At 47.5% G+C, this 24,688-nt stretch carries 22 protein-coding genes; 4 read left to right on the top strand and 18 right to left on the bottom strand.

Going from position 1 to position 24,688, the window contains the following annotated elements:
* Nucleotides 1-13: 13 nt before the first annotated feature.
* From DF182_RS21875 to DF182_RS21860, 4 genes are read right to left on the bottom strand one after another with little or no spacing between them, the layout of a single operon-like run.
* Nucleotides 14-1,429: an alpha/beta hydrolase family protein gene (locus DF182_RS21875; protein ID WP_113617925.1), complete on the bottom strand. Its 1,416-nt coding sequence runs from the start codon at nucleotides 1,427-1,429 to the stop codon at nucleotides 14-16.
* 12 nt (nucleotides 1,430-1,441) lie between these two features.
* On the bottom strand, nucleotides 1,442-1,834 hold the full coding sequence (locus tag DF182_RS21870; protein WP_113617924.1) for a DUF423 domain-containing protein: 393 nt from the start codon (nucleotides 1,832-1,834) through the stop codon (nucleotides 1,442-1,444).
* On the bottom strand, nucleotides 1,827-2,330 hold the full coding sequence (locus DF182_RS21865) for a shikimate kinase (RefSeq protein WP_113617923.1): 504 nt from the start codon (nucleotides 2,328-2,330) through the stop codon (nucleotides 1,827-1,829). Before DF182_RS21865 ends, DF182_RS21870 begins: the two co-directional genes overlap by 8 nt.
* Nucleotides 2,331-2,368: 38 nt before the next feature.
* Nucleotides 2,369-2,989: a 4'-phosphopantetheinyl transferase family protein gene (locus DF182_RS21860; protein ID WP_113617922.1), complete on the bottom strand. Its 621-nt coding sequence runs from the start codon at nucleotides 2,987-2,989 to the stop codon at nucleotides 2,369-2,371.
* Between the two features lie 107 nt (nucleotides 2,990-3,096).
* Here DF182_RS21860 and dcd point away from each other — a divergent pair, with 107 nt between their 5' ends.
* Nucleotides 3,097-3,633 carry a dCTP deaminase gene (gene dcd, locus DF182_RS21855; protein ID WP_113617921.1) on the top strand — a complete coding sequence of 179 codons (537 nt, stop codon included), beginning with the start codon at nucleotides 3,097-3,099 and terminating at the stop codon, nucleotides 3,631-3,633.
* Nucleotides 3,634-3,723: 90 nt separating this feature from the next.
* On the opposite strand, the gene DF182_RS21850 is transcribed toward dcd, so the two are convergent.
* From DF182_RS21850 to DF182_RS21815, 8 genes are all read right to left on the bottom strand, one after another.
* A complete protein-coding gene (locus tag DF182_RS21850; protein WP_161964215.1) occupies nucleotides 3,724-5,127 on the bottom strand; it encodes a PKD-like family lipoprotein in 1,404 nt (467 codons plus the stop codon).
* Nucleotides 5,128-5,195: 68 nt separating this feature from the next.
* On the bottom strand, nucleotides 5,196-5,960 hold the full coding sequence (locus DF182_RS21845) for a DUF4843 domain-containing protein (protein WP_113617919.1): 765 nt from the start codon (nucleotides 5,958-5,960) through the stop codon (nucleotides 5,196-5,198).
* A gap of 14 nt (nucleotides 5,961-5,974) precedes the next feature.
* On the bottom strand, nucleotides 5,975-7,396 hold the full coding sequence (locus DF182_RS21840) for a RagB/SusD family nutrient uptake outer membrane protein (RefSeq protein ID WP_113617918.1): 1,422 nt from the start codon (nucleotides 7,394-7,396) through the stop codon (nucleotides 5,975-5,977).
* Nucleotides 7,397-7,414: 18 nt separating this feature from the next.
* The gene (locus tag DF182_RS21835) at nucleotides 7,415-10,759 is read right to left on the bottom strand and encodes a SusC/RagA family TonB-linked outer membrane protein (RefSeq protein WP_113617917.1); all 3,345 of its coding nucleotides are present in this window, start codon (nucleotides 10,757-10,759) and stop codon (nucleotides 7,415-7,417) included.
* A gap of 91 nt (nucleotides 10,760-10,850) precedes the next feature.
* The gene (locus tag DF182_RS21830) at nucleotides 10,851-11,981 is read right to left on the bottom strand and encodes a FecR family protein (protein ID WP_113617916.1); all 1,131 of its coding nucleotides are present in this window, start codon (nucleotides 11,979-11,981) and stop codon (nucleotides 10,851-10,853) included.
* Between the two features lie 59 nt (nucleotides 11,982-12,040).
* Nucleotides 12,041-12,586 (bottom strand): RNA polymerase sigma-70 factor, encoded by a 546-nt coding sequence (locus tag DF182_RS21825; RefSeq protein ID WP_113617915.1) that lies wholly within the window; start codon nucleotides 12,584-12,586, stop codon nucleotides 12,041-12,043.
* 117 nt (nucleotides 12,587-12,703) lie between these two features.
* The gene (locus DF182_RS21820; RefSeq protein ID WP_245957509.1) at nucleotides 12,704-13,825 is read right to left on the bottom strand and encodes an ATP-binding protein; all 1,122 of its coding nucleotides are present in this window, start codon (nucleotides 13,823-13,825) and stop codon (nucleotides 12,704-12,706) included.
* On the bottom strand, nucleotides 13,791-14,504 hold the full coding sequence (locus tag DF182_RS21815; RefSeq protein WP_113617914.1) for an RNA ligase family protein: 714 nt from the start codon (nucleotides 14,502-14,504) through the stop codon (nucleotides 13,791-13,793). The genes DF182_RS21820 and DF182_RS21815 overlap by 35 nt, the downstream gene beginning before the upstream one ends.
* A gap of 309 nt (nucleotides 14,505-14,813) precedes the next feature.
* Here DF182_RS21815 and DF182_RS21810 point away from each other — a divergent pair, with 309 nt between their 5' ends.
* On the top strand, nucleotides 14,814-16,565 hold the full coding sequence (locus tag DF182_RS21810; protein ID WP_211327184.1) for a DUF885 domain-containing protein: 1,752 nt from the start codon (nucleotides 14,814-14,816) through the stop codon (nucleotides 16,563-16,565).
* A gap of 57 nt (nucleotides 16,566-16,622) precedes the next feature.
* On the opposite strand, the gene DF182_RS21805 is transcribed toward DF182_RS21810, so the two are convergent.
* A complete protein-coding gene (locus DF182_RS21805; RefSeq protein WP_161964214.1) occupies nucleotides 16,623-17,843 on the bottom strand; it encodes a DUF4272 domain-containing protein in 1,221 nt (406 codons plus the stop codon).
* Nucleotides 17,844-18,101: 258 nt separating this feature from the next.
* Nucleotides 18,102-18,950, bottom strand: a complete 849-nt coding sequence (locus tag DF182_RS21800) for a 3-keto-disaccharide hydrolase (RefSeq protein ID WP_113617912.1) — start codon at nucleotides 18,948-18,950, stop codon at nucleotides 18,102-18,104.
* A 148-nt stretch (nucleotides 18,951-19,098) separates the two neighbouring features.
* Between DF182_RS21800 and DF182_RS21795 the strand changes: the two genes are divergently transcribed.
* Together DF182_RS21795 and DF182_RS21790 are read left to right on the top strand one after the other, a co-directional pair.
* Complete coding sequence (locus DF182_RS21795; protein WP_113617911.1) at nucleotides 19,099-19,695, top strand: hypothetical protein; 597 nt, start codon at nucleotides 19,099-19,101, stop codon at nucleotides 19,693-19,695.
* Nucleotides 19,696-19,848: 153 nt separating this feature from the next.
* Nucleotides 19,849-20,568, top strand: a complete 720-nt coding sequence (locus tag DF182_RS21790) for an SRPBCC family protein (protein ID WP_113617910.1) — start codon at nucleotides 19,849-19,851, stop codon at nucleotides 20,566-20,568.
* A gap of 72 nt (nucleotides 20,569-20,640) precedes the next feature.
* Here the strand turns inward: DF182_RS21790 and DF182_RS32460 are convergent, their stop codons facing one another.
* From DF182_RS32460 to DF182_RS21770, 4 genes are all read right to left on the bottom strand, one after another.
* Nucleotides 20,641-20,943, bottom strand: coding sequence for a YtxH domain-containing protein (locus tag DF182_RS32460; RefSeq protein WP_161964213.1), 303 nt, complete (start codon nucleotides 20,941-20,943; stop codon nucleotides 20,641-20,643).
* 391 nt (nucleotides 20,944-21,334) lie between these two features.
* Nucleotides 21,335-22,570, bottom strand: coding sequence for a TlpA disulfide reductase family protein (locus tag DF182_RS21780; protein ID WP_113617908.1), 1,236 nt, complete (start codon nucleotides 22,568-22,570; stop codon nucleotides 21,335-21,337).
* A gap of 13 nt (nucleotides 22,571-22,583) precedes the next feature.
* Nucleotides 22,584-23,270, bottom strand: coding sequence for a YggS family pyridoxal phosphate-dependent enzyme (locus DF182_RS21775; protein WP_113617907.1), 687 nt, complete (start codon nucleotides 23,268-23,270; stop codon nucleotides 22,584-22,586).
* Between the two features lie 92 nt (nucleotides 23,271-23,362).
* Nucleotides 23,363-24,502, bottom strand: a complete 1,140-nt coding sequence (locus DF182_RS21770) for an acyl-CoA dehydrogenase (RefSeq protein ID WP_113617906.1) — start codon at nucleotides 24,500-24,502, stop codon at nucleotides 23,363-23,365.
* Between the last annotated feature and the right edge of the window lie 186 nt (nucleotides 24,503-24,688).

Raw genomic sequence — 24,688 nt, 5'->3', positions numbered from 1 at the left:
TTCAAAATTGGGATTACCTGGCCCGGGGTGGCAGCTGCAGTATCCAGTGCGCAATAAATTCCGGTACCAGGGGATCAATGGTCTGTTCCAGGTCACCATATTCTCCTACGGTGCATGTTTTACAGCGCTGGAACAAATGATTTAATCCGTCGAATTTCCGGATGGTGACCAGCATATTCCCATTTTCACGCAGTGCGCGTTCTATGGCATTCAGATTGGTGGTGGCTTCTACCTGCATGTCTCTTGTACCGTTAATGGCCATGAACGGGCATTTGATCTGTTTCAGGTAATCCAGTGGCTTATATAATAGTATTGATGACAGTTCCCGATCAAAATGTATATCATTCACGAATGTTTCTTCCGACACCTGCTTTTTTATTTCTTCCGGTGAAGCGCGGTAGATATCCCGGAGTGCGGACTTTGCTCTGGTAGCGGCCACCACGTAGTTGGTATCGCTGGCCAGTGCATCCCAGTAAGGCTTAAGACTTTCCACGCGGGCTTTTATTTCAGCGTCGGATTCTCCGGCCATTCTGCCGTCCATGATTACTTTCTGGTCTACCAGTTGTCTGCCGGTAATACCCGGACCTGCCATTGAAACTACAAAAGCGACTGATTTATTGTTGGCTGCAGCAATTTGTGCGATGATAGCGCCTTCACTATGTCCGAGGAGACCTATCGTATACGGATCTACGTCTTTTCTTGTTTTGAGGTAGGTGATGGCGGCATTGGCATCCCCCGCAAAGTCATAGATGTTTGATTTTTCGTAAGCTCCTCCGGAGGCGCCTACTCCGCGGTCATCGAAGCGCAGGCTGGCGATGCCGTTGCGGGCCAGAAAGTCGGCCAGTACCAGGAAGGTTTTATGGCCTGCCATTTCATCATCGCGGTCCTGAGGGCCGGAGCCACTCAGCAGTACTACCACCGGGTATCTCCCCCACTCTGCCGGACGGGTAAAGGTCCCGGCCAGGGAGACATGGTCATGTTCGTTGGAGAACTTTACCTGATCTGTATAATAAGGATATGGCGGCTTTGGCTCCTGTGGCCGTTTGTATATATCGCTCTGTCTGATTTCCCTGCGTGACAGGTTAAACTCACCCTGCTGCCCGTTCCAGGTGAATATCCCCTGAAACTGTTTGCTGGCTTCATTCCATACACCTGTGTAGGCAAACTTGATAGTATCTATGCGCAGCAGCAGGGTATCCTGACGATAAATGATATGATCCAGGGTAATGGCTTCGTCGTCGTCGGGATTACGTAATTCTCCCTTATAACCATCTCCTTCTTTTTCCAACACTACAGTCAGGCGTTGTTTATCGCCATAGTAGGATTTGGTTACTCCATACCATTTACCGGTAATATCTTTTGACTGTTGCGCCCATGCTACTGTACATAAGCTGATACTCAACCACAGCAACCAAAGTCCTTTGTGCATATATGATTTGCTTTACGCTTTAATTTTCAAAACTCCCATGAGCAGACTAATCCAGCCTGCGATGAACACCAGTCCTCCGATGGGTGTGATAATACCGATGCCTCTCAACCCTACACTACCAGTGGCTTTGAGCATGGTGAGTGCATAGAGGGAACCGGAGAACAGGAAGATGCCGATGATAAAACATCTGCCGGCCCATTCCAGTTGAGTGCCCGGAACATGAGCAAAGAGAATGCCGGTAGCTAATAATGCGAATACATGATAGAACTGGTAAGTAACGCCTGTCTGGAAAGTAGATACTGTTTCGGGGGGTACCAGTTCTTTCAGTTTATGTGCGCCAAAAGCGCCTAAAACCACTGCCAGTGCACCCAAAGCAGCTGCCCATACTAAAAAACTTTTATGCATTTTCGATATTTTTTGTAAAGGTATCCAATGAAATATTATCGGATGAAATTATATGCATGGACTGTTCATAAAATGGTCTGCGTTCCGCCATCTTTTTTTCCACAAAGTCGAGTAAGTCTTCATCATCGAGGTCCTGGATCAGCGGCCGTTTATGTTTTTTTCGCTGCAGCCTTTCCACCATTGCTTCGAGGGATGGGTTGATCCAGATGGTGATGCCGTGTTCGTTCATGAAGTCCATGTTATCCTGAAAGCAGGGCGTGCCGCCGCCGCAGGAGATCAGAAAATTGTCCTGCCGGGACAGTTCACGCAGCAACGAGCTCTCCTTTTCCCGGAAATAATCTTCGCCTTTGGTGGCAAAGATATCGCTGATAGCCATTTCTTCCGCCTCTACGATCACTTCGTCCAGATCATAGTAGGGCAACTGCCAGTGATCCGCCAATTGTTTGCCCCAATAGGATTTTCCGGCTCCCATGAAGCCGAGCAAGAATATTTTCATAAGTCAAAATAACGCAACAGTTAGTAAAATTCCTTTCCTCACGCCGGATGTGTCCATGCCAGGCACAGACCATTCTCTATTATATATTGCAAATATAACCGGGTATTTGAATCCGGCTTCACAAAATTAGCGCTGATAAAGCCCATCGGCTGATAGACAAAGGGTTGCAGCACCAGATTCTCTTTAAAATCAACACTTCCCAGCCCGTACCATTTAAACATTGCTTCCTTAGCGCTCCAGCAGATGGTTTTATGGGGTAATGCATGTGTGGGATCAATAAAATCCCGTTCATCAGGAGACAGGAACTTATGAGAAACCTTCTCTATCTTATCTTTCACTTCTTCTATATCTATCCCTACAGCCGCTTTGGTGCTCACGATAGCTGCCACATGATCTCCACAGTGGGAGATGGAAAAATGATAGCTGTCGCAGGTCAGCACCGGCTTACGGGACCCTGATATCTGAATCTTTTCTATGGGGAATTCAGGGAAAAGCGTTACCAGCAGATATCTGCCTGCAAAATGTTGTAATCTCTTGTGTGGGTGATGGATCTCGGGGCTGATATTAACCCGCTCCCGGAAGAAACTTTCCGGCTCTTCGATGCTCCACACGCCCAACCTGGTTTCCGGATCAATTTGTATGGTACGTATTAATGGCATATCTTGCCAAATTAAAGCAAAAAAGCATAAATAAAAGAAAAGGTTTCGCTTTTAACGCACCTTTATAAAATGCCTGAAGCTTTTATGCTACTACTAAAACAGCTAACATGATCCTGTCAGACAAACGGATATTGGAAGAAATTGAAAAAGGCACTATTATTATTTCGCCTTTTGACCGGAAGTATCTTGGTACCAACTCTTATGACGTGCACCTTGGCAAATATCTCGCCACCTACAAAGATCGAATTCTGGACGCACGCAAACACAATGAAATCGAGCATTTCGAAATACCGGAAGAAGGTTATGTGCTGCAACCCGGTACCCTTTATCTGGGTGTAACGGAAGAATACACTGAAACCCATGCACACGTACCTTTCCTGGAAGGCAAGTCCAGCACGGGCCGCCTCGGTATAGACATCCACGCTACCGCCGGCAAAGGCGATGTAGGCTTCTGCAACACCTGGACCCTGGAGATATCCTGCGCACAGCCCGTAAGGATTTACGCCGGTATGCCCATCGGCCAGCTGATCTATTTTGTAGTGGAAGGCGAAGTGGAAACGATGTATAACAAAAAAGGCAACGCCAAATACAATAGCCGCACCATCAAACCAGTGGAAAGCATGATGTGGCGCAACGACTTTTAATCAGGCATCATTGCCTAAAAACAAAGACGCAAAGGACTTCATCGAAGCACCTTTGCGTCTTTGCTGCTTTTACGCCTTTATGAAAAAGAATCAGGACTTATTGGCGTAACTCACGATCCTCCCAAAACCGCCGTAAGACTCTTTCAGCTGCAGATCACCATTGATCGGCGGTACAGTGTATTTCTCCCAGGTGCCACCTGTTTCTGCCGGACCCGCCTGTTTATAATAACATACTACCAGGCCATCAGATGTGCTGCGCAGCAAGGAAATCACTTCACCCGGCCTGTCCAGCATTACCTTCGTTGTTTTCAGCGACTGATCGTATTCATATAAACGACCTCCCACACTGTAGAAGAGGTAGCCATTGACAGGATCAACTGCAAACTGGGTAGCCTTCTCAATATCCGGCGCCACTACCTGCCCATAACTGTTCTGTAACAGCAAGGTATTGGTCACATTCATGCGGGCCAGCATCACCTGCTGCGTAGCCCTGTCTTTCAGCAATGCGAAGGTCATACCGTTGTTATAGTTGTTCCAGGTCATGTACAGCAGATCTTTGGTCGGGTCCTGATAGTTAAAGAGCGTGCCTCCGTCGGGCATATAGTTACTTTCCGCATTGGGCGCCTGATACCGGATGAAACGATGGTTGGTTTCATCATAAAGGATGGTAGGCATGATAGAACTGCCTACTGATATGTGTTTCGACACCTTGAAATACTTCCCTTCACTACCGATGTAGTTGACCGGTACATTGTAGCGGATGCTGGAAACCTGGTAATATACATAGAGGTTGCCATCAGATAAACACAGCGCACCGCCACTATACGAAATAAGACGCTCTGCCACCATATTGTCGGGCATATTGGTCTGAAACTCGTAAGCGATACTGTTGGCCGGTTGCCATCCAAAATTGGAGGTATTGATCTTATGCGTACCGGCCGTGGTAGTAAGGTAATAACCTGTAGACACCACTCCCATTTCAATCGGCGCTCCATCCCTGGGCACCTGCGATCCCAGCATAGTGAGCACATCTGTGTACATAGTGTATTTCTTCGGATATTCTGACAACATGTCCAGCCGTGCTTTCCCGTTTACCTCACTCAATATCAGCATACCCTTGGAGGTCATAATGGAAACGGTAAGCATAAAACGGTATTTAAAAGTCACTCCGGTAGCCTTGTCTATAACCCTGTAGTATACATAATAATCTTTGGAAGGTTCCAGATAAATATGAATATCGAGGTTGCGGGTGTTAGCCAGCTGAAAACGTTCTCCATAGGGACCTGCGCCATATTTTGCGATGGCCAGCCATTCATAGCTGTATTTACTGGTATCCCCGGATTGATCTTTTGTAAAGGATAATACCGGCTTTATCACCAGCGGATCACCCTGCATAACGGCATAACTGCTATCGATTCCACTGATCTCAACGGAATTTATTTCTTGGTAATCGTAATTGCCTTCATCCTTATAACAGCCTGCCATGGCTATCATGCACAATAAAAGAAAAATGTATTTATACATACTTGCAAACAAAAAAGTGGTGAGGTAATAATCCTGTTTTACATGTTGCCGGCTCCCACGCCCATCGTCATGATGCTACCATCATCTTCATAAATCACATTGCCCGCTTTGGCCTGGTCTTTCAGGTAACGCTGGGTCACTTTTCCCAGGAAAGAGAGGTCTGCAATGGGTGGTTGCCCTGCCAGCTTTGCAGGATCATATCCGGTAACAGAACAGATCAGTTGAAATTTTTTGCGGCTGAAAGTGCTAAACATGTAATCCCACCAGGTTTTGGGGCGGGAAAGCACGTCGTTGACCCGGATACGCAGGCTGGTACATCTTCTGAAACTATTGGCACTGTTGTTCAGCATAAAACGGTCCATATAGGTAGTGAAATACTCGTTGGGCTTGAGATTGAGCATGAGCACAAAAGTTTCTGCGATCATATCAGGGGTGCGGTGCAGGCGTACCTGAACAGTGTCCACTATTCTGTTGGCCCGCATTACAAAGGCCTCCGGCAGCGCATCGAAGTGTTTGCCTGCAACAGCGGTGGAAGAGTCGAGTCCTATTTTGAACGTACGGTCATAGGGCACCGGGGCTCCCATTGTTTTTACCGGAATACGCAGCACCGAATCAGTAGTAGACGCAGGCGCGAAGATGAAAAAAATATCGATGCTATCAGATTTCTGCCGTTTGGCATCTTCCACAATACTATTTTCAAAATAGATATCATCAGTACCTTTCCAGGTATCCAGTGTATCTTTTTTACAGGCGGCCAGGGCATACAGTACAACAGCCCCCAGCAGGTAATGAATAGCTTTCATATGCAGATCCCTTTTTAGTTTGAACGCTGGTTGGTTTCAGATAACGGCAACGGAACAACGTAGTTTGGCACAATATCATTGGCAGTGGCTGCACCGTTTACCAGTTTGGGTGTCATGATTCGTTTATAGTAGAAGAAAAGCTGACCTTCTCCGAAAAACTCCTTACGGTATTCCTTGGTTGTTTCGGTAACCACATCCGCATTGGTGGAAAGATTCTGCAGCCCCCGGGCATTCCTGACCGTATTCAGGTATTGCAGTGCCATGTTTTTATCAGCAGTACATTCTGCAGCGATATAATACATCTCGGAGATTCTGATCAGCGGCTGCAGAAAACGAAATGATTTTTTGGTATCCAGCACATCTTCATACTTAAAAAAAGTACGGTAGGTTTTACCCCCGCTGGAAGGCATTATCCAGGAAGATTTATACCGATAATCTCCTTCCAGCCCTTCGAAAACAGCTGTCAGCTTATCGCCGGCCGGAGCCAAGATATTCTGTGGCTTTAACGCTGAGGCATATATGTTTTTCTGATTCGTATAGAGGTCGGGGTTATACAACGCGAAAAATATTTCGGGAGAACAGATCCTGTTGGGATTTACCAGTTCCGAATTGATATCTGCAGGCATTACCCATGGAAACCACTTCCCTGCTTCCCTGATCACTTCCTCTGCAGCAGCCAGGGCGGACGGTTTGTTGCCACTGTATAACAATACGCGGGCTTTCAGCGCCTTCACCGCATAATAATTAAAGCGGACATTTCTTTTACGATACCAGTCATTTCCATCTGCCACAAACTCTTCTACTCCTTTGCTGATCACAGGATCAGCGCTCAGATACTGCTGTGCGGCAGCAAGGTCGTTGAGCACGGTGTCAATGATATTGGCTGCGGGCAATAATGGCTGCGGCAGGACAGTCGTTGTTTTATTATAGGGAATAGATGACAGGTTTTTGCCGGTAGCATACACCGGTCCGAACAGGCGGAGCATATCAAAATGGATCATCGCTCTCAGTCCGATACACTCCCCTTTAATCAGGCTGGCCTTTTGTTCAGATACCACTCCTTTGTGCTTGTCCAGGGCAGCCATCACTTTGTTGATATTCAGGATCTGCTTGTAAGCGGCAGTCCAGATACCATCGAACCTGGACTTCACATTGGCTTCTTCATATTTGTAATTGGCAAAGTTGACATAGTTATGTTCTCCACTTACATTAAAACGTTGTGCCAGCACTTCCACGGTGCTGAGCGTAAGCTCTGAGCCGTACAGATTGTTGGCGGCCAGTCCCAGATATATACCATTCAGCGCGGTATTAAATCCCGCTTCGGTACTATACAGCTGATCTTCGGTGAACTTGTCTTCCGGTTTCACATCCAGGTATTTATTGCAGGATGCCAGCATAGCGGTCAACAAGAAGAAGCAGTAATAGATCTTTTTCATGTAATCAATTTTGAAGCATTAAAAGGAAGCGCTAACGCTGAAAGCCACGGCATTGGTAAAGGGATAGTCGGTACCTCTTTCTGCGCGGACGGTAGAGAGCCTGAAGATGTCGTTGAGATAGGCATTGAAGCGGAGACTTTGCATACCTGCACGGCGTATCCATGGCTGATTCAGCATTTCATAGCCCACGTTCACAGATTCGCCGGTGATGGTGTTTTCACGCTGAACAAAGCGGGAAGACATCTGTGATTGTTCTGTGATGGAGATGCCTTTAAACTGCGCCACATCACCCGGATTTTTCCAGCGGTCGTAGAGTGCGCGCCTGTCCTGGTTGTAGGCCAACGCTCCCCTGCTGATGTTTTCTACTTTATTAAAGAGCGCTGTATTAAATACATCGCCGCCCCAGCGATAACGCAGGTTGATACCCAGATTAAAAGCCTTCCAGGTAAAATTGCTGCTGATCACGCCTTCCATTTTAGGCCGGGAGTTTCCTACTACGGCAATATCATCGGTGTTATATACAAAAGTGTGGGTCCCGTTCTTTTTCACCAGCACTTCCATACCTGAGGCAGGATCGATGCCGAGGGAAGGCACTGCCCATATATCATCCGGACTACGGCCATCATAAAAACGCTGCAGTGACTTGGCATCCTGCTGTTGTTTGTTGAGGCCAGCCAATCCGTTATTAAAGCCTTCATACCTGCTGCGCACCATGCTGCCGGTATATCCCAGCTTCCAGATAATCCTTTGTTTGGGTTTGTAGATGACTGCATAGTTCACCAATGCTTCTATACCTCGTGTATCCATGATGCCGAGGTTGGCAGGGAAGCCACTCACTCCTGTAGAAGAAGGCAAAGTGAGGATCACGATTAGCGGATCTGTTTTTTTATCGTAAGCGTTAAAAGTGATATTCAGGCGATTACCCAGCAGTGTGATATCCGCTCCGGCGTTGGCATTCAGGGTGTTCTGCCATTTGAGGTCCGGGTTTCCCATGGTGGTAAGGGCAGCGCCCTGGCCAAATGGATTGATCAGCTGATAATACTGATAAAGATCAGTGGAGGAGAAACTGCTGAAGTTCTGATTACCAGAACTGCCGATATCTGCGCGGAGCTTCAGACGGTTTACCCATTTGATAGTCTGAAAGAATTCCTCCTGATGCAGGTTCCAGCCAATACCTACTGACCAGAAAGGAGAAAATTTACGGTTGCTGCCGAAAGCGGTAGAACCATCTATCCTGTATGTGAAGTCAGCCATATACCGTCCGTCATACATGTAGTTGACACTGGCCAGGGCATTGATACGCCTGTATTTATCGATAGTCACACCAGGGCGGCTGTTCGTCTGATAGGAAAAAGCAAAGGCAGGGTTGCCGTTGCTGCTTTCCGGGAACCCCTGTGCTGCAGTGCGGTAGCCACGGGTAGAAGATTCCTGCGCTTCTGTACGGAAGTTGCCAGTGATGGAATGCTGTTGTATCACACGGGCATAAGTAAGCATCAGATTTCCCTGATAACTGAAGGCATCTGTTTTGGTATTGTTATAAACACCTTTTTCATAGATGCTGCTGTTATCGAACTGACTGTTAAGGGGAGAAAGAAAATTTTCTCTGGAAGTATTGTCCTTGCTGAGTTGCAGATTACCCTGTAAACGAAGGAAGGAGTTAAATGTCCAGATCATCTGCAGATTGTTCTGCACTCCCATATTTTTAGTGTTATCAAAATTATTGAGGGTACCATCATACAAAGGATTGACCACATTGATCGTTTTACTTAAAGTATCGCCGGTGGGGTGGTCAAGGTATTTACTGATGGAGCCATCCGGATTTCTTTTAGGGAAATAGGGACTCGCGGCTGCATACTTAGAGAAAGAGCCATAAGGAGATTCTTTGGCAGTATATCCTGAAACGCTGAGTTTATTGCTGATATTAAATCTTCCTTTACGATAGGTAAGATCTATGGTACCACCCCAGGCATCCCTTCCGGAGCCTTTCATGGCGCCGCTGATTTTTTTGTAGTTAACGCCTACGCCATAACGTAGTTGCTCATCCCCACCACCAGCATATACGGAATGCCCTTGTGTAAAACCCACGTGCAGCGGTTCATTCAGCCAATAGGTATTCACCCCCTGCTCTACGAGGGCACGGTGTGCACTATAGATGCTATCCAGCTCCAGCTGGTCTATGGCCAGCTGCTGGCTGGTTTTGGTATATCTTCCGGAGAGCACTTCAAACTGCAGCTTTTCGCGGGCGTTCATGAGATTGTAGCTGCGCAGGTCGGGGATTTCAGCGCGGAAGTCGCCGTTGTAGTATACCTGCAGCTCCCCCTGTTTGGGTTTGCGGGTTTCCACTACTACTACGCCGTTGGCAGCGCGGGCGCCGTACATGGCTGTAGAAGCAGCATCTTTGAGGATGGTGATGGATTCCACGCGGTTCATATCCAGATCGATGATGTTACGCAGCTGTGTTTCGAAACCATCGAGGATAAAGAGGGGCAGGTTAGGATCCTGTCCGAACTGGTCTTTTACGTCGGAGGTAGAGATGCTGGTTTTACCTCTTACTTCGATGTTAGGCATGGCGTTGGGATTGGAGCCCAGCGTATTATTTTCCACGATGATAAAGGAAGGGTCCAGGGTTTTCAGGCTCTGTACGATGTTCTGATTACCGATGGCTTTCAGTTCGGCGCCGGTAAAGGTGGCTACCGCACCGGTAAAACTTTCCTTGTTACGTGTAACCATACCCGTTACCACTACTTCTTTCGTGGCTGCAGTTCTTTTAAGGGATACTTTCAGCTCTCTCCTTTTATTCACGGGCATCGTAACAGGGTCCATGCCCACATATGAAATACGGAGAATGGAAGCTTCGGTAACCGGGAAAGAGAAGAACCCTTTATCGTTGGTGTAGGTACCACGGGTGGTGCCTACCTCCTGTATGGTAGCGTGCGAAAGCGGCAGACCGTCTTCATCGGTAATAGTACCGGTGATCGGAGGCTGTTGGACTGCCTGCGTGGTAATTTGCTCCAGCGCAGGCTTGTAGCGGATTACGAGGGTACCGTTGGTGATGTTGTAATATACCCGCTGTCCTTTGAAAGCGGCTTCCAGTACCTTATCCAGCTGTTCATTGCGGACATGCAGTGTAACCGGCGGGAGCTGCATCATCTCCTCCTGGTTGTAGAGAAAACGGAGTTTGGTTTGGCGGTTTAGTTGTTTCAGAAATTCGGGAACGCTCATACCATCCGCTTTCAGCGTTACTTTCAGCTGCGTTTGTGCGTGTACGTTAATCGTCCATAAAACTGTAAAAAGAAAGAGCAGTACAGATTGATAAAAAGTTTTCAGGTACATGGCTCCGCCATGTATGTAATTTTTTTTCATTACATTTAGGTTGATTTATAGTTACAGATTCAGGCCCTGTTTTGTACAGGGCTTGTTAATAAAGCGGACATGGGATCAACATGTCCGTTTTTTATTTTCCTTGTTTAACCATGATGGCACGTTGTGGTTGATGAATGATAAAATGTACATCTGTTAGTTGTTCCAGCAGGTTGAGCACCTGAGATATATCGGTATATTTTTCAATATTGCCACCTAACCGGAGGTGTTGCAAAGACGTATTTTCAAAGTTCACTGTATAGTCATATTCTCTTCCCAGCCTGGTCATGATATCACCCAGGCTTTCGTTGTCGAACACGAGCAGGCCGTCTTTCCAGGCAGTAAACTGCTCCGGATCTACTTTTATAATGCTCATGGCTCCCTGGCGGCAAGCTGCCTGCTGACCGGGTGTCAGTTCCCTTATGTCAGCACCTGCGTCTACCCTTACTTTTCCGGAGACAAGCGTAGTGAGAATCTTTTCCGTATAGGCATTTACGTTAAATACGGTTCCCAATACTACTACCTTTACTCCACCGGCCTTTACCAGAAAAGGTTTTCCTGCCAGCGGCGCCGCTTCAAAGCAGGCTTCCCCTTCCAGTTCCACTTCACGGGTATTGCCGGTAAAAGCAACGGGGAAGTGCAGGCGGGAGTCTGCGTTGAGCCATACCTGTGTACCATCAGACAGCACTACTTTGTAGGTCTTGCCCCGCGGTACCATCAGGGTATTATATACCGGCGATTTACCTGTCTGTGCTGCGTTATAGGATACTGTATTGCTGGTAGCGGAGATGCTGGTACCATCTTCTTCCCTCAGTCTGGTAAGGGTATCGGGCAAAACTGCAGCGCCACTGCCGGTAATCAGTTTTACCTGATTATTCTTTCCGGCAGTATGAGCAGCCACAGTGGTGGTTGGTTTCTGATGCGGTGATTTCAACAGGAATACCGCTCCTCCTGCTATCAATCCGGTGACTACCGCAGCGGCAGCCACGCGGAACCAATTAAAATGAGCCTTTTTATGATGTGTGATCCTGGCGGCAACGCCCTGCCAGGCTGCTTCTGTATCCAGTGTTGCTATTTCCTGCCAGCCCGGGGCAGCCTCTCTAATGAGCAGGTATTCCTGCAGCATGGCTTCTTCCTCCGGCGGCAAGGCATCGCCTTCCTGCCCGGACTGTTCCGGTCTGGCTGCAAGTTTGTCCCAATCGGGTGATGGTTGATTTTCTGTCATAGCTTCTGATGATTAGACAGTGAACTATAAAAAAAGGGTAGGTGAGAAATTAAAAATTATCAGAAAAAAGATTGCAAAGCCCATGTAATACAGGCCCATAGCGGAACAAAAGATTCATTCCGCAGAAATACATAGGCTGCTTTGATATGAAATTTGACAGTATTAACAGAGATATTGAGTTCCCGGGCAATGTCGGCGTACTTCATATTATCTGCGGCGCTCATCAGAAATACGCGCCGGCGTTGTTCCGGCATACAGTCGATAGCGTGTGACAGCCGTTGATAAAACTGTTCCCTGTCTGCATGATCCATATCCGGATCATCCGGCGTCATAGCAGCAAAGAGCTGCTGGTGCCTGTCTTTTACTTCCTGGCTGGCAAGATAGTTGAGACTTCTGTTTTTAACAGCCCTGGCAGCGTAGCTATCGAAAGCGCCTCTTAGTTGTATGGTATGTTGTGTCTCCCAAAACTTCACAAAAAATTCCTGCACAATATCCTTGGCAACATCTTTATCCTTTACCACACTATATGCCAGCAAAGCCAGTTGCTTAAAATGTTCTTTAAACAATAATTCAAACTGCTCCAAAGAAAAAGGAGTCTCCTGCATGTTGCTATATGGTTGGCCCTATTTATCAGTTAAACAATACGGGTAAAAAACGGATGGATATATTTTTCCTAAGCCGAACAAGATAAGCATTCCATTATTTTTTACCCGTACTATTTTTTAAGGTACCTGATATATCACCTCATGAGCTTCTGTAAGCGTGGGTACTTCCAGCTTGCTGATAAGCCTTTCCATGGCGGCGGAAGGAACGATATGTTCCCGCTGTGTGTTTTGCTGCAACAACCGCGCAGCGGGTACTTCCACATATACGATGGTTACCGCCGCATCATAAGTGGTGAACAAACTTATCAGCTGTTCACGCATCTGCCGGGTGATGTTGGTAGCATTCCAAACAAAGGAACAGCCCCTACGGAGATACTCCCTGGCCTGTTCTTTAGCCGCCTGGATCACAGTACCATTACCGCTTTTATCGGTGGGACTTATTTTCATAGCCCTGCGGATATCATCCAGGGAGATGACCGGCCATTGCTTGTAATTCCTTTGCACCCAGGTATCCTTTCCTGCGCCGGGCAAGCCACTCATCATGATCACCTGTGTATTGGGCTGCTGGTAAGGCACATAGTCCGGTGATGTTTCTTCCTTCATCAGGTAGTACATCCGCGCAGCGGCATTCTCAAATGCCCGGGGCACGCCCCAGCATTCATTTTCCCGGCACAGCTCCTCGAAGCAGTCCAGCCGGTACAACAGGTCAGCCTGATCATCACAGATACGGCCCAAGGCATCGGCCCGGGCCAGCAGCGCCAGCAGACGGGTATTGACCTCCAGACTGGCCGTGATCACCGCTTTCTGCGGGTCTTTTTTATCAAAGACCCAGAGCGGCAGCCCATGGTAACGTACCAGCTTCGCGATCTCCTCACGGATATGAAAAGGTGTAGACACCTCCCGATACAGGATCTGACGGGCACGCATCTCTCCTTTCCGGGCATGGCCCGCAGAAGTGATACTTCCATCCGGCGCACATACGGTAGTGGAATATTTTTCCACGTCATGCAGCAATGCTGCGGCCCACAGGATCTCCTGCTGCTGTAGCGGCAACTGCTGGTATGCGGGCAACTGCTGCAGTTCTGCCAGCACCATCTGCGTATGTACGGCCACGTTACCTTCCGCATGATGCCGGGCATCCTGGGGCACCGAAGCCATCACTCCTACCCAATCGAATTTTTTTTCCAGGTAGGCCCAGTCTTTATTATCTGTAATCTGCCACATAATTACCTCCTTCATAATTTAACCTGGCCCTGCGCCAGTGGCGCGTCCAGTGTTGATCTGTTTTTACGTGTCCTTTACGGACATATTTAAACACGTTGCGGGAAAATTCACTCACGGCATAACCCGCAGCATTACGCGACACGATGCCTTCCATAATAGTAGGTTCACCGGTAAACGCATCATGCGGATCAAAGGCGCCACGGCCACACACCAGCGACAGCGTCTCCTGTTCAAACTCCTGGCGTATAGCCGGCGGCGTTACTACCTTCACTACCGGCACTACCGGCAAATCCAGCATGGCCGCATAAAAGCAGGTCTCTTCCCAGCTCAGCCAACGATCCTGTTCCCGGACACCAAACACATAAAAATGATGGTCCAGGTTTTTATATTCTATAGAATGTACCGCGTACAGGTTTTCCAGGAAGATCTCCAGATCACCCAGATCATTTTTAATACTTTGCCAGTAACGGCGTATGCTTTCTGTCCATGCAGAAGTAGTGGGTGCCGCATGTGAACGCGCAAACACTCCGTGCCGGGAAAGACAGTTATTTTCTCCGTCCAGTTTTTCCGTATGTATCAACTGCGGGATATTGACCAGATGCTCCCAGTAGTCGTGCTGGATGCGGTCATCGCTGGTAGTTCCCGGTGAAAACGGATAATGATAGGTACGGCCATATTTTTGGGAAATCGCCATATTCAACTACGAATTTTCGAATTACGAACTACGAATAACAGATGGTAAAATGAACCATCGGGAAATTGGATATCCGTAACCGTAATTTTTATGAAAAAATAAAATCACAGGCCTGTTCCGGAATGGAACGGCGAAGGAAACATATTAATATGCCTGTGAGATTACATGGCGCAAAGGTTTATCTGTTTTATGAATGAGGTGCAAAGATAACAAACTTTTTTAATCCTATTGCCATCCATCCTGTTCGTTCAGGCTTCATATGCTATAATTCTTTATATTGGCTTCAAGACAATCAACAAATCTATCATCATGAGAAAAATACTTCTTTGCGCCGCCGCGGCTGCAGCCATGATTGCCTGTAACAACGGCAACAGCTCCCAGGGTGGTGGTAAGGCAGACAGTGCGTTCAACAACGCATTCACTGCCTATACACAACATTTTATCGACCAATTATGGAAAGAAAATCCCGATTGGGCCACTAATGTAGGTTATCACAAATACGACTCCGTACTGATTGTGCCTGACAGTGCCGCTCAACAGGCCAGCCTGGCTTTTGCGCAGCAACACCTGGATTCCCTCAAGTCTTATGAACTCAGCAAACTGTCTGATGCCAACCAGATAGACTATCAGCTGATAGAAAACTATCTGAAATCCGTACAATGGAGTATTAAAGAACAGAAACACAACGAGTGGGACCCTTCCACTTTTAATGTGAGCCAGACTTTTGCTTTTATACTCAATGAAAACTATGAGCCGCTGGAATCCCGTCTGCGCAGCTTTTCAGCCAGACTGGGCAATGTGCCCGCCTACTATGAAGCCGCCAAAAAACAGATCAAGGACCCTGTACCGGAGCTAACTTCACTGGCGGTAGACCAGAACAACGGCGGCCTGTCCGTCTTCGAAAAAGATTTCGTAGACTCTTTACAGAAAACCAGCTTCAGCGCCGACGAAAAGAAAAACATGATTGCCCGTGCACAAACCGCCACCAAGGCTATCAAGGACTATGCAACCTGGCTCAAGGCGCTGAAACCTGCCCACCCACGCAGCTTCCGCCTGGGACAACCCCTGTACGATCAGAAATTCAACTTCGATATTCAATCTTCCTATACGGCATCTCAGATCTTTGATTCCGCTATGGCCCGCAAAGCCTATGTGCATAAAGAAATGGCCCGTATCAGCCGCGAACTGTGGCCTAAATATTTCGGCAGCCAGCCGATACCTTCCGACTCACTGGAACTGATAGGACGTATGATAGACACCCTGTCCGTAAAACATGTGAAACCAGAAGAATTCCAGGCAGCTATTGAAAAACAGCTCCCAACACTGATCGCCTTCATCAAGGAAAAAGACCTGTTGTATATCGATCCCAAGAAACCGCTGGTGGTACGTAAAGAACCAGCTTATATGGCCGGTGTAGCCGGCGCTTCCATCAGCGCTCCCGGCCCGTACGACAAAGGTGGCAATACCTACTACAACGTCGGCAGCCTGGAAGGATGGCCTAAAGACAAAGCAGAAAGTTACCTGCGCGAATACAATCAGTACATCCTGCAGATACTGGACATCCACGAAGCTATCCCTGGCCACTATACACAGCTGGTGTACGCCAACCAGTCGCCCAGCCTGATCAAATCACTGATGAGCAACGGCGCTATGATTGAAGGATGGGCCGTATATACCGAACAGATGATGCTCGAAAACGGCTATGGCAACAACGAACCTGAAATGTGGCTGATGTGGTACAAATGGAATCTGCGCGCAGTATGCAATACCATCCTCGACTACAGTGTACATGCCAAAAACATGAGCCGCGAAGAGGCTATCCATCTGCTGACCAAAGAGGCTTTCCAGCAACAAGCTGAAGCTGAAGGCAAATGGAAAAGAGTTAGTGTAACCAGTGTACAGCTCACCAGCTATTATACGGGCTACAAAGAAATCATTGACCTGCGGGAAGCTTATAAAAAGAAGATGGGCAAAGATTACAGCCTGAAAACTTTCAATGAGAAATTCCTGAGCTATGGCAGCGCGCCGGTGAAATATATCCGCCAGCTGATGCTGAAATAATAAAACAGAAAGGGATTTCCTTCATCAGGAAATCCCTTTTCTTTAAAATATATTTTATCAGGTATCGCAGGTAACCTCGTCCCATGGCTGGTTACGATAGTTGATTAACCAGTTGAGCGCGTAGTGTCTTTCGTAAACAATACCCCGGTGAGCAGGTGATTCTTCACTTTTCAGGATAGCATCCACGCAAGACCAGTGGGCGCGGTAATAAAGATCGTTGGCATCCAGTATTTCAGTGGCAGGACGTAGTTCCTTTGCTGAGCTGAAAAAGGAGGCCGGATCGGATTCAACCCCTTTAAAGGGATATACTTCCTGTGGCACCATATCCAGATTACAGAGATCATTCATATACCCCAGCTCCGGCACTTTGTTGAGTGCCCACATCAGTACCCAGATATCTTCACATTTCCAGGTTTCCTTTGTTTTCAGTTCTTCGGTAGGATTATCCAGGAAGGATTTTTCTTCCGGTGTGGTATGTTCCCACAACTGATGCTGCTGCAGATAACCGATGATTTCTTTTCCTTCGAGATATCCGAAAGCGACGGCGTTAACAGCGGAGAGCACGGCTACACGGGCAGCTACTTCGGCGGGTGTGCGGAGCACTACATTACTTTCGTCTGTAATGGCCGGCAGCATGGCGCTGGAGCGGATACCCATTGATTGCAGCTGTTGCAGGCTGCGGGCTTTTCTTTCCAGTGCATCCGGAGATGGTGGTGTCTGGCTGTCGAAATATTTTGCGTCGATATTGACAGTAAGATGGGTGGCGGTAGAATGTCCGTTTACATCGAGTAGCAGAGCCCCTGTTTTATCCCAGAAGCCTTGTACATCGGTATTAAAGATCACATTGCCTTCGGAGAAGAAGAAAGCGTCCAGCTCGTAGGCGAGTTCCATCACTGCCGAACGGAGGTCGCCATTAAAAGAAGGCTCCGCCTTAATTACCACCTCTGTGTTGATGGTCGGGATTTTTGCCAGCAGCCGCTCTTTCAGTTCCTGATTGTCGGCGGATATCTGCTGTACAAAAGCATACATGCCATGCAGGTTAACGATGATGGGCTCATCGCTGTGTTCCAGCGTATATCCCGGTACAGCCCGCTGTCTGTAAGTGATAGTAAGGGTGTTACCCTTTCTTAAACGTCTTTTTTTCGAAACTACTGTAATAGACTCCCAGTGATCGTCCTGTCCTGTTACTTTCAGGGAAGATGCATCAAAGTGCGCACGCATGCGCGTCAACACCTTCCCCATATCTACCTCATGCGTGTAGAGGGTACAATTTTCCATGCTAATTTTTTCGAGGGGGCAAATGTACCCAAAGCTCTCGAAAATCAGTTTTGGAATTTTCATTTTTCCTGATTCGGGAATAGTTATTGCCGCGATTTCAGGTAAAAACCCTTGCTAACAATGAGACATAATCATTACCGGCTTGCCTTTCTCCTGCTATGCCTGATCATGGCAGCGGCTGGCTGTGTACCACCCAGGCGGCCAGCACGGCCACCGCAACCGCCTAAGCCACACATGCCGCCACAGGTAGATCTTATATTATTTTTTAATACTGTTCCGTTGCTGCAACAGCTGTAAGATTCTGTTGAGTTTCACCGGATCATTGATATAAGGAGAAAGATCAAACAGCTCCACTTTGCGGAACTGTACGGGATGGCTTTCGCTCTGCAGGGAGATAGAGCCTTCACTGAGAAGTGTGCCATCTTTTTTCACGGCAGGGTCTGCATGTAATACATTTCCCCCTCCTATCTGTGGTTTGTTGTATACGAGCACCGTATCTTTTCCCATGATGTGTTTGATCACGGAGTCGCGGAGCACCAGCGCTTCCACATGCACCCACTGGTCACCATGATAGGTTTTGGAAGTGGAGCTGATGCAGTGGTCGGTAATCAGCTTACCGTTCATTACCACGTTGGTACCGGGCGTACAGAGATTGGCTGTGCTTCTGGGATCTTTGCCGTTGCCACCCAGCAGCTGTTCTTCCAGGGAGATGGGGAAGTCCTGATTTTTGGTCATGGTGGCAGCAGGCTGTCCGTGTAACATAATACCGCTGTTGCGGAAAGCCCAGCCCGGACCACCTTTCACCTGATTGCCGGTGAAGCGGTATTCAGCCACAATGAGGTAAGCGGAGAAATTCTTTTTATAGAAGATATGTCCATAGCGTTCTTTAAACTCATCGTATTTATCGTAGCTGACTGTTAGGAGACCATCCTGTACGCGGAAGGTATTACCGAAATTATCATTGAGGTCGTAGCCGGTTATTTTGATGTCCCAGTCTTTGAGGTCCTTTCCATTAAATAGTTTCAGCCATTTATTCGGGGCTATTTCTTTTTGTGCAAAGCTGTGCAGGCCCGACAGTAACAATAACGTGGTCAATAACTTTTTCATATGTTCAATATGTTTGGCCGGTTAAGATAATGGATCAGTCAGAGAAATACAAGCAGATTAACTGGCATATATTTCGTACATGACACCTGATCTGAAACCTTGATTTATGAGGCTTTTATCGCTATTCTTTATCTTTTTACTGTTGTGTATGAAACCGATCCTTGCACAGGAAAATGTTTACTCCTGGCCAACTGTTTTGCATGCGCAGTTAAAGGCACTGGAGAAAGCGCAGCTGGAGCAGTGGCCTGCTCATGCAGATACCCTGCAGACACTGGGGCGTGAACATCCGGGAGAATGGTTGCTGCAATATTATGCCGGGTGGGTTTATACACAACTGTCGTTCAGGGCAAAAGGTGAGAAAAAGGAGGCATACTGCGAGCTGGCAGCTCCTTTTGTAAAAAAGGCGCTGGAGTTACAGCCGGAGAATACGGAATCGCTGGTGCTGATGAGTTACTGGCTGTCTGCCCGTATTAATGCGGACCATTCACGGGGAGCAGTTCTCGGTATGGAAAGCCGGCATTATGCAGACAGGGCCATCAGTGCCGATCCCAGCAATCCAAGGGCCTCTCTGGTGAAAGCGTTGAATATTTACTATACACCGGCCATTTTTGGAGGCGGTAAAAAAAGAGCGAAAGCTACAGTAGTAGAAACCGGCGAGAAGTTTGCGCACTTTACGCCTGTTGATGAACTGGCGCCCAACTGGGGAAAAAATATTTATGAATACCTGAATGCTTCCTATCAGTAAATGGTAGTGTGTAAATATTTACGCACCGTACCGATCCTGCCACAGGCGTAACAGCGTCACAACTCTGCATATATAATTAATAATCAACAATTTACATTGTCACGACAAAAAGTGCAGGGTTTTCGCTGCTTCTCCCCAAACTGTATATATGCTATGATAAAACAATCAACAAATGGTCATGTACCACCCAAAGCAGGAAAGCTTTACGAAAGTTCCAATATCATCAATGTCACGCCGGAAGGCAGAATTGTATCTATTTTCACGGGTGCATGGCTTTTGGGCAGTGCTATCAGCAAAGTAGATAAAAAGCCGGGGGCAAGCCTTTTAAAGCTGCTGGGCGCCGGTTATTTGCTGTACCGTGGTATTTCCGGCAATGACCTCATTAATGGATTGCTGGGCAGACGAAAACGGGATAAACATGCCGCTTCTATCAATATCCGGACATCCCTGAAGATTGACAATCCGAAGGAGGAGGTATATTATTTCTGGCGTCAGCTGGGCAATCTGCCGGTATTCATGAAACATTTGCAGTCTGTTGAAGAACTGGACCCGCTGCATTCACATTGGGTAGTGAAAGGCCCTGGTGGCATTGGCACACTTGAATGGGATGCGGAAATAGTGAAGGAAATACCTGGTGAGATGCTGGGATGGCGTTCTTTGCCGGGGTCGTCTATTGCTACGGCGGGGCGTGTAACTTTCCAGGATACACTGAACGGAGGTACAGAACTGGATGTGATCATCTCCTACCGTCCTCCGGCCGGCTATATGGGCAGTGGGCTTGCCTGGTTATTGAATCCCTCTTTTGAGAATATGATAGACCGGGATATCAAACGTTTTAAAAGCTATATGGAAACCGGAGAAATTATCAGTTGAGTTATAAATTAAAAATTACGAATTACGAATTGATGAGTAAATCGTCCCTTCGTAATTCGTAATTTGTTGTTATTAAGAAAGCGCTTCCTTTTTAAAGCGGTAATATTTGCTCTGTGCTTTATCGATCAGCCTTAAAACACGCTCGCGGGTATCATTGTGCAGACCGTCAATTTCCTTTTCAAATACCTGTTTAAGGTCAGAGAGGTCTTCGCCGCTACGGTTCATCATACCATTGATTTTGTTACGCCAGTCATCCGCAGTATGCCTGATTTTTCTACGGGTATGATCGCCACTTTCCGGAGCTGTCAGCATACCGATTACAATCCCTGTAGTCAACCCTGCTATTGCTCCTGCTAAAAATTTGATGGTAGACATAATGTGTAGATTTTTATGGTTTAACAAAAAACTGCGTGCGTGGTTTAAAACCTGCACAATGAAAGCAGAATTTCCAAATATCAGGCCATAACAGCCACCACAAATGTTAATATACGGTGAAAGGAAGAAGTGGAATTTACAAAGACAAACGAGGAAGGTGAGAAACCTTACCGGAACAATACCTGAAATTGACATTGTTCCGGACAGGTGGATACGACAAGCGTGTTAGATAATGGTGGAATTCATAAAGTCAAACGGAGCAGTAAAATAGGCAGTTTTTTCAATTTTTCAATACTTTTTGAAAGAGATGAAAAAATAAATTTTCTTAAAAAGTCAAATCCTTCCGGGTAACTGTGTACCAGGAAGGATTTGCGCTATTTTACGGAGCATTTCAGGATGCTAGCAACTGAGTGATTAATCTCTCAAAATCTGCTTTGAACTGTTCATAGTGTTCACCGGTACCAGGGCCGGAGAAGCCGGTATGTACTTCTTTTACGTTTCCTTTTTTATCGATGAAGATAGTAGTCGGGAACCCTTTGATACCAGTCAGCTGTGGCAGGGTCTTCTCCCCTTTTTCCGGGTCAGCTGGCGTAACGCCGGTAATGAGCACCGGATACTGTACATCGAAACGTTGGAGGAAGCCGGTGAGTGCTTTTTTGGACTTCTCAAAGTCGGGCGTACGTTCGTATGCCAGGCCGATCACTTCCACACCGCGGTCTTTGTTTTTCTTGTACCACTGGCTCAGGAAGCCGGTTTCGTCCATACAGTTGGGACACCAGGAGCCCATGAGGGTGATCACCACCACTTTGTTTTTGAAGCGGTCGTCGTTGATGTTTACTTTATTGCCGTTGAGGTCCGGGAAGGTGAAGTCCAGTTTAGACTGGCCGGGTTTCATCGTGGCCAGGGTACGCTCATCGGGCAGTTTGGCGGAGTCGTTTTTCACGGCGGTCCAGTCTTCCACATGGTCGCCAATGCCAGCGAAGAAGCGGCCGTTGACGATACTGTCTTTTTTCACCAGGCCTGTAAAGAGGTATGCATGAGAGCCGTCGAAGGTAGAGAGGCGGAGTGTATCGCCGTCCATGATACCATCGAGGAAGCGGTAGTCACCCGTGGTGGTGAGGAAAGTTCCGTATACCAGGTCGCCCATCTGTTTAAATTCGCCGATGGCTTCGCTGGATTTATCCTTGTCCACAAATGTTGTTACCCAGCGGCCTGTCACCTGTTGAGCAGGAGCAGCGCCTTTTTTGAAACGTTCTGCTGTATGAGGCTGGGCAGTAAAGGGGATAGACACGTCTTTATCTGCGAGGTGCCTGATCCATTGTCCTTCGAGGTTGCCACCTTCTGCAAGGCGGGCCTTAAATTCAGAATCAAAGAAAGGCATTTTGATAAATACGGAGTCACCGTTCACTTTTACATCATCTACCAGCAGTTTATCAGTAGCGTTGAGTACATACAGTACTTTTTTGCCGGCTGTATCCTTTACCTGGAAATTAAATACGATGTTGGCGCCATCGGCCCGGTGCAGGCTGGCTTTCCATACGCCGTCGCTGAGTTCTTTTTTAGTGTTGCCGGTATTGCAGGCGGCCATGCCGATACCTGCGAGGCAATAGATCCAAAGTTTCTTCATAAGTTTTACTAGGTTACTTATTATAGTTCCTTTCTCCAAACAGCAGGCTGCCGATACGTACCATGGTACTGCCCTCCTCCAGTGCGATGGGATAGTCAGCGCTCATGCCGATGGATAGTTCCCTGAAATAATCCTTGTTGTTAAAAAATCTTGTTTTAACAGACCCGAATAACTGGTGGAGCTGGTGGAACTCTTGGCGGACCTGTGATTCATTGTTGGTGTTGGTGGCCATGCCCATCATGCCGGCGATGTGTATATGTTCGAAATCTGCAGGGTGAGATTCCCAGAAGGCGAGCAGTTGCTGTAATTCCTGCTCATCGAGGCCAAACTTGGTTTCTTCCGCGGCAATATGTACCTGTAGCAGGCAGTTGATGACACGCTGGTTTTTGGCGGCCTGTTTGTTGATCTCCTGCAGCAGCTTCAGGCTGTCTATTGCATGGATGGTATGTACAAAAGGGGCCAGATACTTTACTTTATTGGACTGGAGGTGCCCAATAAAGTGCCATTCGATGTCTGCCGGCAATACTGCCTGTTTTTCTACTAATTCCTGTACGTAATTTTCGCCAAAGATGCGTTGTCCTGTTGCATAAAATGCCTCTATATCCTCTACTGGTTTGGTTTTGGAAACCGCCACCAGTTTGGCATGATAAGGTGTCAGGGCAGACAGCACCTCTTTATAGGCGGTGATGTTGATAGCCATCTGACAAAAATAAAAAAATTAGAGATTGGGGCCATATAAAAAAGGGCCGACCGCGTTTGCTGGTCAGCCCTTTGGAATATTTGGTGATGATTTTACCCCAGGATGGAGCGGCTGATCACGATCCGCTGCACTTCTGAGGTGCCTTCGTAGATCTGTGTGATCTTGGCGTCACGCATGAGGCGTTCAACGTGGTATTCTTTTACATAGCCATAACCGCCGTGTACCTGCACTGCTTCGGTGGTTACCCACATCGCAGTTTCGGAGGAGAACACTTTAGCCATAGAGCCACTGAGGGTGTAATCGAGGTGCTGGTCTTTTTCCCAGGCAGCTTTGAGGCAAAGCAGGCGGGAAGCTTCGATACGGGTTGCCATATCCGCCAGTTTGAACTGGATGGCCTGGTGCTGGGAGATTTCCTTGCCGAAAGCTTTTCTTTCTTTGGAATATTTGAGGGCCAGCTCATAAGCGCCGCTGGCGATGCCCAGCGCCTGGGAGGCGATGCCGATACGGCCGCCGGCCAGTGTTTTCATGGCGAATTTGAAGCCGAAGCCGTCTTCCCCTATTCTGTTTTCTTTTGGCACTTTAACGTCCTGGAACATGATGCTGTGGGTATCGCTACCGCGGATGCCCAGTTTGTTTTCCTTGGCGCCTACGGTCACGCCAGGGCTGTTTTTTTCGATGATCAGGGCATTGATCCCTTTGCTGCCCTTTTCAGGGTGGGTTTGGGTCATTACGAGGTATACGCTGGCGGAGTTACCGTTGGTGATCCAGTTTTTGGTACCGTTTACCAGGTAGTGATCTCCTTTATCTTCGGCGGTAGTGCGCTGGGAGGTGGCGTCGGAACCGGCTTCCGGCTCACTCAGCAGGAAAGCGCCGATAATCTCGCCTTTGGCCAGGGGCACCAGGTATTTCTGTTTTTGTTCTTCGGTACCATAGGTTTCCAGCCCCCAGCATACCAGTGAATTATTAACACTCATCACTACGGAGGCAGAGGCATCTATTTTGGAGATCTCTTCCATCGCCAGTACATAGGAGATGGTATCGAGACCGGCACCCCCATATTTGGGGCTTACCATCATACCCAAAAATCCCAGTTCTCCGAGTTTCTTGATCTGTTCGGCAGGGAATTTCTGGTGCTCATCACGCTCTATCACCCCGGGTAATAGTTCCGTATTGGCGAAATCACGTGCAGCCTTTTGAATCATCAGATGCTCTTCCGTAAGTTGATAGTCCATGGTTTATAGTTGTTGTTTTATGAATAGTGATCCACCCAAATTATTTATAAATCAGGACGTAAAAAAATGCCACTCGTAAAATTCAACGTTGTCAACCATATCCCGGAAATTATTGAATAAAATAGCAGGATAACGCAACAGTATTGGATTTGGTTTATACATTATATAGAACTTTTTCACCATTGC

Source organism: Chitinophaga flava, from assembly GCF_003308995.1.
GTDB lineage: Bacteria > Bacteroidota > Bacteroidia > Chitinophagales > Chitinophagaceae > Chitinophaga > Chitinophaga flava.
This window is presented reverse-complemented; position numbering and strand designations above follow the sequence as displayed.